Source organism: Microbacterium sp. MM2322, from assembly GCF_964186585.1.
GTDB lineage: Bacteria > Actinomycetota > Actinomycetes > Actinomycetales > Microbacteriaceae > Microbacterium.
This window is the reverse complement of sequence record NZ_OZ075067.1, coordinates 1,266,237-1,280,021: the sequence shown is the minus strand read 5'-3', so window position 1 is coordinate 1,280,021 and position 13,785 is coordinate 1,266,237. Positions and strand designations below refer to the sequence as shown.

Annotated in this window: 13 protein-coding genes; 6 read left to right on the top strand and 7 right to left on the bottom strand. The window is 67.5% G+C overall.

Translation table 11 applies throughout. The features are described from left to right. Nucleotides 1–30 precede the first annotated feature (30 nt). From ABQ271_RS06225 to ABQ271_RS06215, 3 genes are read left to right on the top strand one after another with little or no spacing between them, the layout of a single operon-like run. Nucleotides 31–774 carry an ATP-binding cassette domain-containing protein gene (locus ABQ271_RS06225; RefSeq protein ID WP_349310615.1) on the top strand — a complete coding sequence of 248 codons (744 nt, stop codon included), beginning with the start codon at nucleotides 31–33 and terminating at the stop codon, nucleotides 772–774. Further along, a complete protein-coding gene (locus tag ABQ271_RS06220) occupies nucleotides 771–1,463 on the top strand; it encodes an ABC transporter permease subunit (RefSeq protein ID WP_349310614.1) in 693 nt (230 codons plus the stop codon). Before ABQ271_RS06225 ends, ABQ271_RS06220 begins: the two co-directional genes overlap by 4 nt. A gap of 35 nt (nucleotides 1,464–1,498) precedes the next feature. Beyond that, nucleotides 1,499–2,308: a MetQ/NlpA family ABC transporter substrate-binding protein gene (locus ABQ271_RS06215; RefSeq protein ID WP_349310613.1), complete on the top strand. Its 810-nt coding sequence runs from the start codon at nucleotides 1,499–1,501 to the stop codon at nucleotides 2,306–2,308. A 92-nt stretch (nucleotides 2,309–2,400) separates the two neighbouring features. Here ABQ271_RS06215 and ABQ271_RS06210 read toward each other — a convergent pair whose 3' ends face one another. Then, the gene (locus ABQ271_RS06210) at nucleotides 2,401–3,234 is read right to left on the bottom strand and encodes a type IV toxin-antitoxin system AbiEi family antitoxin domain-containing protein (RefSeq protein ID WP_349310612.1); all 834 of its coding nucleotides are present in this window, start codon (nucleotides 3,232–3,234) and stop codon (nucleotides 2,401–2,403) included. 279 nt (nucleotides 3,235–3,513) lie between these two features. Here ABQ271_RS06210 and valS point away from each other — a divergent pair, with 279 nt between their 5' ends. Next, the gene (gene valS, locus ABQ271_RS06205) at nucleotides 3,514–6,090 is read left to right on the top strand and encodes a valine--tRNA ligase (protein WP_349310611.1); all 2,577 of its coding nucleotides are present in this window, start codon (nucleotides 3,514–3,516) and stop codon (nucleotides 6,088–6,090) included. Nucleotide 6,091: 1 nt separating this feature from the next. Continuing rightward, complete coding sequence (locus ABQ271_RS06200; RefSeq protein ID WP_349310610.1) at nucleotides 6,092–6,340, top strand: hypothetical protein; 249 nt, start codon at nucleotides 6,092–6,094, stop codon at nucleotides 6,338–6,340. Nucleotides 6,341–6,347: 7 nt separating this feature from the next. On the opposite strand, the gene ABQ271_RS06195 is transcribed toward ABQ271_RS06200, so the two are convergent. Together ABQ271_RS06195 and ABQ271_RS06190 are read right to left on the bottom strand one after the other, a co-directional pair. Further along, nucleotides 6,348–6,563: a hypothetical protein gene (locus ABQ271_RS06195; protein ID WP_036308699.1), complete on the bottom strand. Its 216-nt coding sequence runs from the start codon at nucleotides 6,561–6,563 to the stop codon at nucleotides 6,348–6,350. Next, a complete protein-coding gene (locus ABQ271_RS06190) occupies nucleotides 6,560–7,162 on the bottom strand; it encodes a helix-turn-helix transcriptional regulator (protein ID WP_036308697.1) in 603 nt (200 codons plus the stop codon). The genes ABQ271_RS06195 and ABQ271_RS06190 overlap by 4 nt, the downstream gene beginning before the upstream one ends. A gap of 95 nt (nucleotides 7,163–7,257) precedes the next feature. On the opposite strand from ABQ271_RS06190, the gene ABQ271_RS06185 reads away from it, so the two are divergent. Beyond that, nucleotides 7,258–9,315, top strand: a complete 2,058-nt coding sequence (locus ABQ271_RS06185; RefSeq protein WP_349310609.1) for a M3 family metallopeptidase — start codon at nucleotides 7,258–7,260, stop codon at nucleotides 9,313–9,315. A gap of 63 nt (nucleotides 9,316–9,378) precedes the next feature. Here ABQ271_RS06185 and clpX read toward each other — a convergent pair whose 3' ends face one another. The 4 genes from clpX to tig all read right to left on the bottom strand — a co-directional run bounded on the left by clpX (nucleotide 9,379) and on the right by tig (nucleotide 13,766). Beyond that, a complete protein-coding gene (gene clpX / locus ABQ271_RS06180; RefSeq protein WP_036308694.1) occupies nucleotides 9,379–10,647 on the bottom strand; it encodes an ATP-dependent Clp protease ATP-binding subunit ClpX in 1,269 nt (422 codons plus the stop codon). A gap of 127 nt (nucleotides 10,648–10,774) precedes the next feature. Further along, entirely contained in the window at nucleotides 10,775–11,440 is a 666-nt protein-coding gene (locus tag ABQ271_RS06175; protein WP_349310608.1) for an ATP-dependent Clp protease proteolytic subunit, read from the bottom strand. Between the two features lie 19 nt (nucleotides 11,441–11,459). Next, nucleotides 11,460–12,161, bottom strand: a complete 702-nt coding sequence (locus ABQ271_RS06170; RefSeq protein WP_349310607.1) for an ATP-dependent Clp protease proteolytic subunit — start codon at nucleotides 12,159–12,161, stop codon at nucleotides 11,460–11,462. 60 nt (nucleotides 12,162–12,221) lie between these two features. Next, nucleotides 12,222–13,766: a trigger factor gene (tig, locus tag ABQ271_RS06165; RefSeq protein WP_349310606.1), complete on the bottom strand. Its 1,545-nt coding sequence runs from the start codon at nucleotides 13,764–13,766 to the stop codon at nucleotides 12,222–12,224. Nucleotides 13,767–13,785: the final 19 nt, after the last annotated feature.

Below are 13,785 nucleotides of genomic sequence, written 5' to 3'. Positions count from 1 at the left end.
CGGCATCCAACAACGTCTTGAGGTCCTTCCGTGCTGGCCACTTCACCCATCGCGCTCGCCCGCGCGGGTGTGGAGTACCCGGGCGGCGTGCAGGGCCTCGACGAGGTGGACCTGACCGTCGCGGCAGGAGAGATCCTCGGCGTGATCGGTGAGAGCGGTGCGGGCAAGAGCACTCTGCTGACTGCGCTGACGGGTGAGGTGTCCGCCACCTCCGGCACAGTCAGCGTGCTCGGCCAGAATGTCGGACGGCTCGATCGAGCGGGGCTCCGTCGGCTGCGGCGAGACATCGGCGTCGTCTTCCAGGGCGTGCATCTGCTGTCGAACCGGACGGTGCGGCAGAACGTCGAAGTCGCCCTCGCTCTCCGCCCACGTAAAGAGCGATCGGCGGAGGCTGTCGACGACGCGCTGCGCTTCGTCGGACTCGACCAGCGAGCGGATGCCTATCCGGCCCAACTCAGCGGTGGTCAGCGCCAGCGCGTCGGCATCGCCCGGGCCCTCGTGACGCGCCCCCGCCTGCTGCTGTGCGACGAGCCCACCTCTGCGCTTGACGCGGCGACGGCGGGGGAGGTCCTCGATCTGCTCCGAGACGCACGGGACCGCTTCGGGACGACGGTCATCATCGTCACCCACGACCTCGACGTCGTCCGCGACGTCTGCGACCGGGTGGCTCTCTTCGACGACGGCAGGCTCGTCGACGTTCTCACCATCGCACCCGCGGCACGCCGCGAGCGGGAGTCCTACCTCGACCGCGCCCGACGGGAGCTCGGCGCATGACCGGGCAGGACGACATCCTCGCGTCGCTCGGAGCATCGCTCGCGGCACGCGGCGACGACCTCATCGAGGCCCTCGGCGAGACGGGCTACATGCTCGGCGTCTCCCTCGCCGCGGCCGTGCTGATCGGCCTGCCACTCGGAGCGGCGGTCTATCTGACCCGCCCCGGCGGAATCGTTCCCCAGCGCGTGGTGTGGTCGATCGCGAACTTCCTCATCAACGTCATCCGCTCCTTCCCGTTCCTGCTGCTGGTCGTCTTCCTCGTCCCCGTGACGCGCGCCGTGTACGGCACGACCTTCGGGACGCCCGCCGCGACCTTCTCCCTCTGCGTCGTCGCCGTCGCCGTCTACGGCCGGCTGGTGGAGCAGATCCTCCGCGAAGTGAGCCCCGGCATCCCACGGGTCGCCGAGACCCTCGGCGCGACGGTGCCGCAGACCGTCTGGCGCTTCCTGCTGCCCGAAGCCCTGCCCGGTCTCGTGTACGCACTGACCTCGGCGTCGATCAGCCTGCTCTCGTACTCGACGGTGCTCGGGGTCGTCGGCGGCGGCGGTATCGGCGACTTCGCGCTGCGGTACGGCTACCAGGAGTACGACGACGTGCTCATGTACTTCACGATCCTCGTCATCCTCATCATCGTCCTCGTCATCCAGGCGGTCGGCCAGCGGATCTCGGTCCGCCTCGACCACCGGTGACCATCGACATCCACCCCCATCCCACAAGGAGCACCATGTCCCCGCGCCGCATCACCCTCGCCGCCGCACTCACCGCTGCCGCCGTCGCCCTCCTCGCCGGCTGCGCCTCCCCCGCCGCGCCCGGCACCGGCGAGGTCCAGACCCTCCGTGTCGGCGCCGTCACCTCACCCATGACCGACATCGTGGAGGCCGCCGCCGACGAGATCGAAGACGGCTACAAGATCGACCTCGTCGAGGTCGCCGACTACGTCACGATCAACAAGATGCTCGCCGCGGGAGACATCGACGCGAACTTCTCGCAGCACAAGCCCTACATGGAGGAGTTCAACGCCGCCAACGACGCGGACCTCACCGCCGTGCAGCCGATCTACAACTTCACGATCGCGTTCTACTCGAAGACCCTCGACGACATCGCCGATCTGCCGAAGGGCGCGACCGTCGCGATTCCGAACGACGCGTCGAACACCGGGCGAGCGCTGAAGATGCTCGCCGACGCGAAGATCATCACCCTCGCCGAGGGCGTCGACCCGTACGCCGCGACCGTCGACGACATCGCCGAGAACCCGAAGGACCTGCAGTTCCTCGAGCTGCAGATCAACCAGCTCAACACGGCCTACGACGAGGCCGACCTCGTCTTCCAGTGGCCGTCGCACATCGCCACTCTCGGCCTCACTCCGCAGGACGACGGCCTGCTCACCGAGCTCGACGACCGCTTCGCGCTGCAGCTCGTCGTCCCCGGCACAGAGAAGGATGCCGCCTCGACCAAGGCTCTGGTCGACGCGTTCACGAGCGAACCGGTCCGGAAGATCATCGACGGCAACAAGACCATCGAGACCGCTTTCTGAGCCTTGCGCGTCGCTTCGCGAGGAGATGACGCGTCCCGAGGGCCGGATCCCGGCATCCGCTCCTCGGGAAACCTCCATCTCCTCGCGAAGCGTCACCCCTCGGCGAGGTGCAATCCCTGTGCCACGGCGCGGGTGATCGTGTCCTGCACGACGTGCCAGCGGTGGACCACCTGGGCGTATCCGACACGGACCACGTGATAGCCGAGGAGCATCAGTTCGGCATCGTGAGCGTTATCGCCGTCGCGCTGGGCTCCCACGTGAGTGCCGCCGTCGATCTGCAGAACGAGGCGATCGCCGATCAGGAAGTCCACGCGGTGTCCGGCGATCCACGCCTGCGGGACGATGTGCACGCGCAGCCACGCGAGCCGCGGCGGGATGAAAGACTCGAGACCCGATCCGGCGAACGGCGTCGCCTGCGCCAAGACCTCCCGAGCCCGCCCGGGGAACGGGAGCCGACGCAGAACCGGTAGCTGCACCATCCCGCGCTCGAGGGCCGACTCCCAGATCGCGAGGGCCTCCTCGAACGGTAGGCACGAGGCGGTCAGCGCGAGCACGTTCTCGATCGGATCGACGAGCGCGTCGGGCGCGCGGGGCACGATCGGTTCCGCCCAGTGGACGACCGTATTCGGGTCCTCGATCCGGACCGAGCCCGAATGAGCGGAAGCCGCAACGTGCACGGCATCCGCCCGAAGCACCCACAACCCGAGCCGCTGCGCCTGCGTCGCGCACGAGAGGACCACTCCCGCGGCGGCTGCCGCTCGGAGCGCGGGATCGCTCCGCAGCGTCGCGACCCAGCCCCGCCTCGGCCTCACCAGCTCGCCGGCGTCCACCGCCACTCGCACCGCTCGATCGCTGAAGCCCTGTCGGCGCAACACCGCCGATCGAACGATCCCGCCGCCCTGCGCCACCGCATCCGTCACCCTCATCCGCACAGCCTGGGCGCCCCGACCTTCCTGCGGCGCGCACGGCGGGACGGTGTGCACAGACAGACCGACCCATCCGCCCGGGAGGAGGCCGCGCGTCGCTTCGCGAGGAGATGACGCGTCCCGAGGGCCGGATCCCGGCATCCGCTCCTCGGGAACCTCCATCTCCTCGCGAAGCCGCGTCGCGCCTCGGTCCCACCAGCACCCCGGCGGTAGACTGTCTGCCACCCACACTCAGGCACGCTCACACAGTGCCGCACATATCGCTCGAGGAGCATCACCATGACGAACGCGCACATTCCCGACAAGCCCGCCCTGGAAGGCCTCGAGCAGAAGTGGGATGCCGCGTGGTCTGACGCCGGCACGTACCTGTTCGACCGCAACGCGGCCAAAGCCAAGGGCCGCGCGGGCGTCTTCTCGATCGACACGCCTCCCCCGACGGCATCCGGGTCGCTCCACATCGGGCACGTGTTCAGCTACACACACACCGACGTCAAGGTGCGCTACGAGCGCATGCGCGGCAAGACCGTGTTCTACCCGATGGGCTGGGACGACAACGGCCTGCCGACCGAGCGTCGCGTGCAGAACTACTACGGCGTGCGGTGCGACACCTCGCTCCCCTACGACCCCGATTTCACGCCGCCGTTCCGCGGCGACGCGAAGAGCCTGAAGCCGGCCGATCAGGTGCCGATCAGCCGCCGCAACTTCATCGAGCTCTGCGAGGAGCTGACCCTCGAGGACGAGAAGCAGTTCGAGGACCTGTTCCGCAAGCTCGGCCTCTCGGTCGACTGGACGCAGACCTACCGGACGATCTCCGACGACACGATCCGCACGAGCCAGCTCGCCTTCCTCCGCAACCTCGACCGTGGCGAGGCGTATCAGGCCATGGCGCCGACGCTCTGGGACATCGACTTCCGCTCCGCGATCGCGCAGGCCGAACTCGAGGACCGCGAGCAGCAGGCGTCGTACCACCGCGTCGCCTTCCACAAGAGCGACGGCTCCGGCGACATCCACATCGAGACGACCCGGCCCGAGCTGCTGGCCGCCTGCGTGGCCCTCGTCGCGAACCCCGACGACGAGCGCTACCAGCCGTACTTCGGCACCACGGTGCGCACCCCCCTCTTCGACGTCGAGGTGCCCGTCCTCGCCCACCCGCTCGCGGTGAAGGACAAGGGCACGGGCATCGCCATGATCTGCACCTTCGGCGACGTGACCGACATCATCTGGTGGCGCGAGCTCGACCTTCCGAACCGTACGATCCTCGGCCGCGACGGTCGCATCATCGATGAGGCTCCCGACGTGCTCGTGACGGATGCCGCGAAGGCGGCCTATGCGGAACTCGCCGGCAAGACCGTCTTCAGCGCCAAGAAGCGCATCGCCGAGCTGCTCGAGGAATCCGGCGAGCTGCTCGAGGTCTCGAAGCCGTTCACCCACCCGGTGAAGTTCTACGAGAAGGGCGACCGGCCGCTCGAGATCGTCTCGACCCGCCAGTGGTACCTCCGCAATGGCGCGCGCGATGCGGACCTCCGCGAGAAGCTCATCGAGATGGGTCGCGGCATGGGGTGGCACCCCGACTTCATGCGGGTGCGATACGAGAACTGGACCAACGGCCTCACCGGCGACTGGCTGGTGTCGCGGCAGCGCTTCTTCGGCGTGCCGATCCCGGTCTGGTACGGGCTCGACGAGAACGGCGACCGCGACTACGACCGCGTGCTCACCCCCGACGTGTCCCGCCTCCCCGTCGACCCCACCACCGACGTGCCCGACGGCTACACCGAGGATCAGCGCGGCGTGGCGGGCGGCTTCGACGCCGAGCGCGACATCTTCGACACCTGGGCGACGTCCTCGCTGACCCCGCAGCTCGCCGGCGGCTGGCAGCGCGACGACGAACTCTGGAACCTCGTCGCTCCGTTCGACGTGCGCCCCCAGGGCCAGGACATCATCCGCACGTGGCTGTTCTCGACCATGGTGCGTTCGGTTCTCGAGGACGGCCGCGCGCCGTGGACGGATGCCTCCATCTCGGGCTTCATCGTCGACCCCGACCGCAAGAAGATGTCGAAGTCGAAGGGCAACGTCGTGACGCCCGCCGACATCCTCGACGCGCACGGGACGGATGCCGTGCGGTATTGGGCGGCCTCGAGCCGGCTCGGCGCCGACGCCGCCTTCGACCCGCAGAACCCGACGCAGGTGAAGATCGGTCGCCGCCTGGCGATCAAGGTCCTCAACGCGGCGAAGTTCGTGCTGTCGTTCCCCGTCCCCGAGGGCGCTCGCATCACGCACGCTCTCGACGCGTCGATGCTGGCGACCCTCGACCAGGTGGTCCGCGACGCGACGAAGGCATTCGACGCGTTCGACCACGCGCGCGCCCTCGAGATCACCGAGTCGTTCTTCTGGACGTTCTGCGACGACTACCTCGAACTCGTGAAGGAACGCGCCTACAACCAGGCGGATTCGGGCCAGGCGTCGGCTGCTCTCGCACTCCGGATGGCGCTGTCGACACTGCTCCGCCTGCTGGCCCCCGTCCTGTCGTTCGCGGCAGAAGAAGCGTGGTCGTGGTTCGAAGAGGGTTCTGTGCACACCACTGCGTGGCCCGAACCGGTGGGCATCGACGGCGACCCCGCCGTGCTCCGCACAGTCGGCGAAGCGCTCATCTCGGTGCGGCGTGCGAAGACCGAAGCGAAGGCCTCGCAGAAGACGCCGGTCGACTCGCTCACGATCACCGGGCCGGAGGCTGCACTCGACGCGATCCGCTCGGCGGAGGGCGACCTCGCGGCAGTGGGACGCATCGCGCAGGTGTCGTACACCCCCGGAGATGCCGTGTCGGTCAGCGACATCGTCCTCACCCCGCAGGAGGCCTGACATGCAGCTCGGAACACGATGGACCAGCGGAGATCAGCCGCCGGCTGCTGTGCCGGAGATCCTCCGCGAACAGATCGCGGCGGTCGACGCATCGATCGATCAGGATCCTCTCGGTCAGCCCCGTCCGCGCTGGACGTTGACCTGGCTCGAGGGACGCCCCGTCGCCGAACTCGACACCGGCGTCGTCGTCCGGGTCGACCGTGACGGAGAGGTCGTCGTCGGACACTTGGACGACGACGGGATGTCCTGAGTCGGACTCAGAACCCGGGGTGACTCGCCAGGTGAGCCAGCACGTGCGCGCGTGTCGCGTCGGCGTGCGCGGTCGCCGCTGAGCGGACGATCGAGCGCCCGGCACGACGGAGCACCCTGGCTGCGACGGCATGCTGGACGAATGCGGCGGCAGCCCACAGAGCAACCTCCAGGCGGGTCGGGCGTGCGCTGACGTCCAGCGTGGGGATCGTGATGGTGGTCATCGTGCGTCTCCGTCCTCGGGTAGTGCGAATACGTCCACCCTCACGGTGAACGGCGATCGATCGGGTTCTTGCTCGTGACCACGCGCGCCGGCGACGACCTCGTCGACGATGACGGACAGGCGTCCGATCAAGTCCTTCGCCTGGTCGGGCGTGAGGTGGATGTGGGCGGTCGTGATCGAGGACGTGCCGTCGTCGGCGTGGTCGGCCGCAGCAATCTGCTCACTCACGTGGCGCATGAGCTGCTGCTGCCGGCGGCCGAGGAACTCGTTCATGATCAGCTGCGTCGCGGCTTTGCCCGATGGTGTCGCCAGCGCCTCAGGGCTGTCGAACGAGACAGCCCGGTCGGCGCGCTCCCACCAGCGCTCACGCGCCGAGCCGCGCCCGGGGATCTCTCGGATCAACTCCTGCTTCGCCAGGGCGCGCAGGTGGTAGCTGGTCGAGCCGGAGGACTCCCCGGTCCGCTCCGCGAGTGAGCTCGCCGTCTGCGGCCCGTACTGCGACAGGATGTCGAAGAGTTGCACGCGCAGCGGATGCGCCAGGGCGCGGAGTGCGCCGGCATCCATCTTGCGGTCCTCGCGCCGCTCCGGAAGTTCGGTCATACTCCAAAGATACCTTTGCAACTACTTCTTTGCAAGGTTTCCTTTGCATTTGTGATCGCGCGCTGACCGATTCGCGGGCGACGTACGCTGGGACGATGACGGATGCCGCTCTGAACCCGCTCCTCTCCCCTACCCCCCTCCCGTTCGACCTACCCGACTACCCGAGCATCCGGCCGGAGCATTACCTGCCGGCGTTCGAGCAGGCGTTCGCCGAGCATCGGGCGGAGATCGAGCAGATCGCGACCGAGACAGCGGCCCCGACGTTCGAGAACACGCTCGTGGCCCTCGAACGCTCCGGGGAGGCTCTGGGACGCATCGCACGCACCTTCTACACGGTGAGCTCCGCCGATGCGACGGCCGCGATCCAGGAGATCGACGAGAAGCTCGCACCCCTCATGGCCGCACACCACGACGCCGTGACACTCGATTCGCGCCTCTACACCCGCGTCGCAGACGTCTTCGCCCGCCTCGGCGAACTCGGACTCGAAGGCGAAGACCGCTACCTCGTCGAGCGCACCTACCGGGAGATGACCAACGCCGGTGCCGGACTCGACGACTCCGACAAAACCGTCCTCACCGAACTCAACCAGCAGCTGTCGATGCTCACGACGACGTTCGAGAAGAACCTGCTGGCCGACACGAACGACCTCGCCGTCGTCTTCGACGACGCCGCCGAGCTCGACGGGCTCACCGAAGGCGAGCTCTCCGCGGCTGCCCGCAACGCGTCGGATCGTGGCCTCGACGGGAAGTACGTCGTTACGCTGACCCTCTTCACGGGACACCCGTACCTGTCGTCGCTCACGTCTCGGACGAGCCGCGAACGCCTCATGACAGCATCCCGTTCGCGCGGCCGCCGCGGCAACGACAACGACAACCGCGAAGTCCTCACCGAGATCGTCCGGCTCCGGTCCGAGCGGGCGCGCGTTCTCGGCTACGACTCGCACGCGGCGTACGTCACGGCCGACGAGACGGCGGGATCCCCGGAGGCTGTGCAGGCGCTCCTCCGTCGCCTTGCCGTCCCCGCAGCGGCGAATGCACGCCAGGAGCAAGCCGCACTGCAGGAGATCATCGACGCCGACGACGCCGCGTTCACCCTCGAGGCGCACGACTGGGCGTTCTACACGGAGCGCGTGCGGGCGGCCCGCTACGACCTCGACCGCACGGCACTGCGCCCCTGGTTCGAGGCGGAGCGCGTCCTGATCGACGGTGTGTTCCGGGCCGCCACCGATCTCTACGGGATCACGTTCACCGAGCGCGCCGATCTGCCCGCCTACCACCCCGGTGCTCGCGTCTTCGAGGTCCGGAACGAAGACGGCTCGCACCTCGGGCTCTACATCCTCGACCTCTACACCCGCGACTCCAAGCGGGGCGGCGCGTGGATGAACTCGATCGTGTCGCAGTCCACCCTCCGCGGCACGGCACCCATCGTCGTCAACAACCTCAACGTTCCGCAGCCCGCCCCCGGCAGCCCGACGCTTCTGACCCTGGACGAGGTGACGACGCTCTTCCACGAGTTCGGCCACGCGCTGCATGGGCTGTTCGCCACGGTCACCTACCCGCACTTCGCCGGCACATCGGTCTTCCGCGACTTCGTGGAGTTTCCGAGCCAGGTCAACGAAATGTGGATCTTCTGGCCCGAAGTGCTCGCGGCATACGCCCGCCACATCGACACCGACGAGCCGCTCCCCGCCGAGGTGGTCGAGAAGCTCCGCGAGTCGGAGGCCTTCAACCAGGGCTTCGCCACCAGCGAATACCTCGCTGCATCCTGGATCGACCAGGCGTGGCACAGCCTCGACTCGGAGGACACGGCCGGCGGGATCGATGTCGACGCCTTCGAGGCGACCGCGCTCTCCGACATCGGCCTCGACAACCCGGCGGTGCCGACGCGCTACTCATCGACGTACTTCGCCCACATCTTCTCGGGCGGGTACAGCGCCGGGTACTACTCCTACATCTGGAGCGAGGTCCTCGACGCCGACACCGTCGAATGGTTCCGCGAGAACGGCGGCCTGACCCGAGAGAACGGAGATCGATTCCGGCAGCGCCTTCTGGGCGTCGGCGGGTCGAAGGACCCGCTCGAGGCCTACCGCGACTTCCGTGGCCGCGATGCGCGCATCGAGCCGCTCCTCGAGCGACGCGGTCTCACCGGCTGACGCCACGAAACGAAGGGCGCCGTTTCCCTCCGGAGGCGGCGCCCTTCGTTTCGTGAATGGGCGTCAGGCGCTCTTGCGCTTCTGCCGCAGAACCAGCGTCGGAGGCGCACCCTCGTCGACGGCCGCACGCGTCACGATGACCTTGTCGACGTCTTCCGCCGAGGGGATCTCGAACATGATCGGGCCGAGGACGTCCTCGAGGATCGCGCGGAGACCACGCGCGCCGGTCTTGCGCGCAACAGCGAGGTCGGCGATCGAGCGAAGTGCATCTTCCTCGAACTCGAGTTCGACACCGTCCAGCTCGAACATGCGCTGGTACTGCTTCACGAAGGCGTTCTTCGGACCCGTGAGGATCTCGATGAGCGCGGTCTGGTCGAGCGGTGACACAGTCGTCACGACGGGCAGGCGGCCGATGAACTCGGGGATCAGGCCGAACTTGTGGAGGTCTTCCGGAAGAACGTCACGGAAGACGTCGAGTTCTTGCTCTTTGTCCTGCAGCGGGGCGCCGAAGCCGACGCCGTGCTTGCCGACGCGGGACGAGATGATGTCCTCGAGGCCGGCGAACGCACCGGCGACGATGAACAGAACGTTCGTCGTGTCGATCTGGATGAACTCCTGGTGCGGGTGCTTGCGCCCGCCCTGCGGCGGCACGGAAGCAACGGTGCCCTCGAGGATCTTCAGGAGCGCCTGCTGCACGCCCTCACCCGAGACGTCGCGGGTGATCGAGGGGTTCTCGGCCTTGCGGGCGATCTTGTCGACCTCGTCGATGTAGATGATGCCGGTCTCCGCGCGCTTGACGTCGAAGTCCGCGGCCTGAAGGAGCTTCAGGAGGATGTTCTCGACGTCTTCACCGACGTAGCCGGCCTCGGTCAGAGCCGTGGCATCCGCCACCGCGAAGGGGACGTTCAGCCGCTTGGCGAGAGTCTGCGCCAGGTAGGTCTTGCCGCAACCGGTCGGCCCGAGGAGCAGGATGTTGCTCTTCGCGATCTCGATCTCATCCGCCCGCTGCTCTGCGGACTGGATCGTGCTGCGGGCGCGTACGCGCTTGTAATGGTTGTACACAGCGACGGCGAGGGCCCGCTTGGCAGGGTCCTGACCGACGACGTACTCCTCGAGGAAGCTGAAGATCTCGCGCGGCTTCGGGAGGTCGAAGTCCTTGACCTCGCCATCACCGGATTCGGCCATCCGCTCTTCGATGATCTCGTTGCAGAGTTCGACGCATTCGTCGCAGATGTAGACGCCGGGGCCGGCGATCAGCTGCTGAACCTGCTTCTGGCTCTTGCCGCAGAAGGAACACTTGAACAGGTCAGCGCTTTCTCCGATGCGTGCCATGGTGTCCCCCTCAGGATTCGTACGGTGGAGTCGAGCCTAATCGCAGATCTCGACGCGGGGTGGATTGCGACGCGAGTGTGGACGACGATGCCCCGCCGACGGATCGGCGGGGCATCGGCTTCGAGCATCAGGCCGTGATGGCGGCCGGAGTGCGCTTTCGCGAGGTGAGGACCTGGTCGACGAGACCGTACTCCAGCGCCTCGTGGGCGGAGAGGATCTTGTCGCGGTCGATGTCCTTGTTGACCTGCTCGACCGACCGGTTCGAGTGGTGCGCCATCGTCTCCTCGAGCCAGTTGCGCATGCGGAGGATCTCCGCCGCCTGGATCTCGATGTCGGACGCCTGCCCATGTCCGGACTCGCCGACGGCGGGCTGGTGCATCAGGATGCGGGCGTTGGGCAGTGCGAGACGCTTGCCGGGAGCACCTGCGGCGAGCAGAACGGATGCCGCCGAAGCCGCCTGACCGAGCACGACCGTCGACACCTGGGGCGAGATGTACTGCATGGTGTCGTAGATCGCGGTCATGGCGGTGAAGGAGCCACCAGGCGAGTTGATGTACATGATGATGTCGCGGTCGGGGTCCATCGATTCGAGGACCAGCAACTGTGCCATCACGTCATCGGCCGATGCATCGTCGACCTGCACGCCGAGGAAGATCACGCGGTCTTCGAACAGCTTGTTGTACGGGTCCTGGCGCTTGTAGCCGTAAGCGGTGCGCTCTTCGAACTGCGGCAGGATGTACCGGCTCGAGGGCATCATGTCGCCCTGAGGGCGACCGAAAGTGGGGGTGTTCATTCGTCTGTCCTCCGGACGCTCAGTTCTCGGTCCCGCCGCCACCGGTGACGTCGGCGGCGTGCTCGCGGATGTGGTCGACGAAGCCGTACTCGAGGGCCTCATCGGCGGTGAACCAGCGGTCGCGGTCACCGTCGGCGTTGATCTGCTCGACCGACTTGCCGGTCTGGGCCGAGGTGATCTCCGCGAGTCGGTTCTTCATCGAGACGATGAGCTGCGCCTGGGTCTGGATGTCGCTCGAGGTGCCACCGAAGCCACCATGGGGCTGGTGCAACAGGACACGGGCGTTGGGCGTGATGTAACGCTTGCCCTTCGTGCCGCTGGTCAGCAGCAGCTGCCCCATCGACGCGGCCATGCCGATGCCGACCGTGACGATGTCGTTCGGGACGAACTGCATCGTGTCGTAGATCGCCATACCCGCGGTGATCGAGCCACCCGGCGAGTTGATGTAGAGGTAGATGTCCTTCTCGGAATCCTCGGCCGCGAGCAGCAGGATCTTGGCGCAGATCTCGTTCGCGTTCTCGTCGCGCACCTCGGAACCGAGCCAGATGATTCGGTCCTTCAGCAGCCGGTCGAAGACACTGGTCGCCATAAGGGGTTCAGCCATGGATGCTCTCCTGGATTCGTGTTCGTGTTTCGAATCTAGTGGCGCGTTCCGAGCGTCTCGCCCGTGTTCGCCGTGGGCATACCATCGGCGGCATCCTTCGCCCGAGCATCGTGGCACGCGTCCGGAAACGAAGAAGGGCGGCGGGGCCCGAAGGCACCCGCCGCCCTTCTTCGAGGGTCACTCGCTGTCGGCGGCCTTCTTGGGGGCACGCTTGGCGGGGGCCTTCTTCGCGGGCTCCTCAGCGGTGTCCGCGTCGGCCTTCTTGGCCGCGGGCTTGCGCGCCGGCGCCTTCTTGGCCGCGGGCTTCTCGTCCGTTGCCTCAGCGTCGTCGGCGGCATCCGCCTTCTTCGCAGCCGGCTTCTTGGCGGGAGCCTTCTTCGCGGGGGTCTTCGTGGCGGCGGGCTTCTCGTCCGCGGCCTCGGCGACCTCATCGGCTGCCTCGTCGTCCTCGGCGGCGAAGCCGGCCAGGTCGACCGTCTTGCCGTTGGTGTCGACGACCTTGACCTTGCCGAGGGCGACGGCGAGGGCCTTGTTGCGGGCCACTTCACCGACCATCATCGGGATCTGGTTGCCCTCCTGAAGCGCGTTGACGAAGTCCTGCGGGGACATTCCGTACTGCGCCGACGACTGGATGAGGTACTGGGTGAGCTCCTCCTGGGAGACCTGGACCTCGTGCTTCTCGGCGATCTTGTCGAGGATCATCTGCGTGCGGAACTGCTTCTCGCTCGCTTCGGTGACCTCGGCGCGGTGAACGTCGTCCTCGAGGCGGCCTTCGCCCTCGAGGTGGGTGTGCACCTCGTCCTCGACGAGCTTGGCGGGGACGGGGATGTCGGCCTTCTCGATGAGGGCGTCGACGAGCTTGTCGCGCGCTGCGGAGCCCTGGGTGAACACGGCCTGCTCGGAGACGCGCTCGACGAGGCTCTCGCGGAGCTCGCCGATGGTGTCGAACTCGGAGGCGACCTGCGCGAAGTCGTCGTCGGCCTCGGGGAGCTCGCGCTCCTTGACGGCCTTGACGGTCACGGCGACCTCGGCCTCTTCACCGGCGTGGTCGCCGCCGACGAGCTTCGAACGGAACGTGGTGTCCTCACCGGCGGTGAGCGAGTCGACCGCCTCGTCGATGCCCTCGAGGAGCTCACCGGAGCCGACCTCGTAGGACACGCCCTCGGCACGGTCGATCTCGGCGCCGTCGATCGTGGCGACGAGGTCGAGCTCGACGAAGTCGCCGGCCTTGGCGGGACGATCGACCGTCACGAGCGTGCCGAAACGGCTCCGGAGCTTGTCGAGCTCGGCGTCGACGGCGGCCTCATCGGTCTCGACGGCGTCGACCTCGATGGTGATGTCGTCGTAAGAAGGAAGCTCGAACTCGGGGCGGACATCCACCTCGACCTCGACCTTGAGGTCACCGGAGAAGTCCTTCGTGCTCGGCCACTCGACGATCTCCGCGGCGGGACGCCCGACGATACGCACGTCGTTCGCCGTCACGGCCTCGCGGTAGAACACGTCGAGGCCTTCGCTCACGGCGTGCTCGAGGACGGCCTCGCGGCCGATGCGCTGATCGATGATCGGCGCGGGGACCTTGCCCTTGCGGAAGCCCGGAATCTGCACGTCCTGCGCGATGTGCTCGTACGCGTGGGCGATGCTCGGCTTGAGCTCGTCCGGGGTGACCGTGATGTGGAGCTTCACCCGGGTCGGGGTGAGCTGCTCGACGGTGCTGGTGACCATGCCTGTCGTTCTCCTTGTC

Excerpts from the sequence above, each read along its gene's own strand:
- ABQ271_RS06220 (WP_349310614.1), top strand. The coding sequence starts at position 771 with ATGACCGGGCAGGACGACATCCTCGCGTCGCTCGGAGCATCGCTCGCG.
- ABQ271_RS06215 (WP_349310613.1), top strand. The coding sequence starts at position 1,499 with ATGTCCCCGCGCCGCATCACCCTCGCCGCCGCACTCACCGCTGCCGCC.
- ABQ271_RS06210 (WP_349310612.1), bottom strand. The coding sequence starts at position 3,234 with ATGAGGGTGACGGATGCGGTGGCGCAGGGCGGCGGGATCGTTCGATCG.
- valS (WP_349310611.1), top strand. The coding sequence starts at position 3,514 with ATGACGAACGCGCACATTCCCGACAAGCCCGCCCTGGAAGGCCTCGAG.
- ABQ271_RS06200 (WP_349310610.1), top strand. The coding sequence starts at position 6,092 with ATGCAGCTCGGAACACGATGGACCAGCGGAGATCAGCCGCCGGCTGCT.
- ABQ271_RS06195 (WP_036308699.1), bottom strand. The coding sequence starts at position 6,563 with ATGACCACCATCACGATCCCCACGCTGGACGTCAGCGCACGCCCGACC.
- ABQ271_RS06190 (WP_036308697.1), bottom strand. The coding sequence starts at position 7,162 with ATGACCGAACTTCCGGAGCGGCGCGAGGACCGCAAGATGGATGCCGGC.
- ABQ271_RS06185 (WP_349310609.1), top strand. The coding sequence starts at position 7,258 with ATGACGGATGCCGCTCTGAACCCGCTCCTCTCCCCTACCCCCCTCCCG.
- clpX (WP_036308694.1), bottom strand. The coding sequence starts at position 10,647 with ATGGCACGCATCGGAGAAAGCGCTGACCTGTTCAAGTGTTCCTTCTGC.
- ABQ271_RS06175 (WP_349310608.1), bottom strand. The coding sequence starts at position 11,440 with ATGAACACCCCCACTTTCGGTCGCCCTCAGGGCGACATGATGCCCTCG.
- tig (WP_349310606.1), bottom strand. The coding sequence starts at position 13,766 with ATGGTCACCAGCACCGTCGAGCAGCTCACCCCGACCCGGGTGAAGCTC.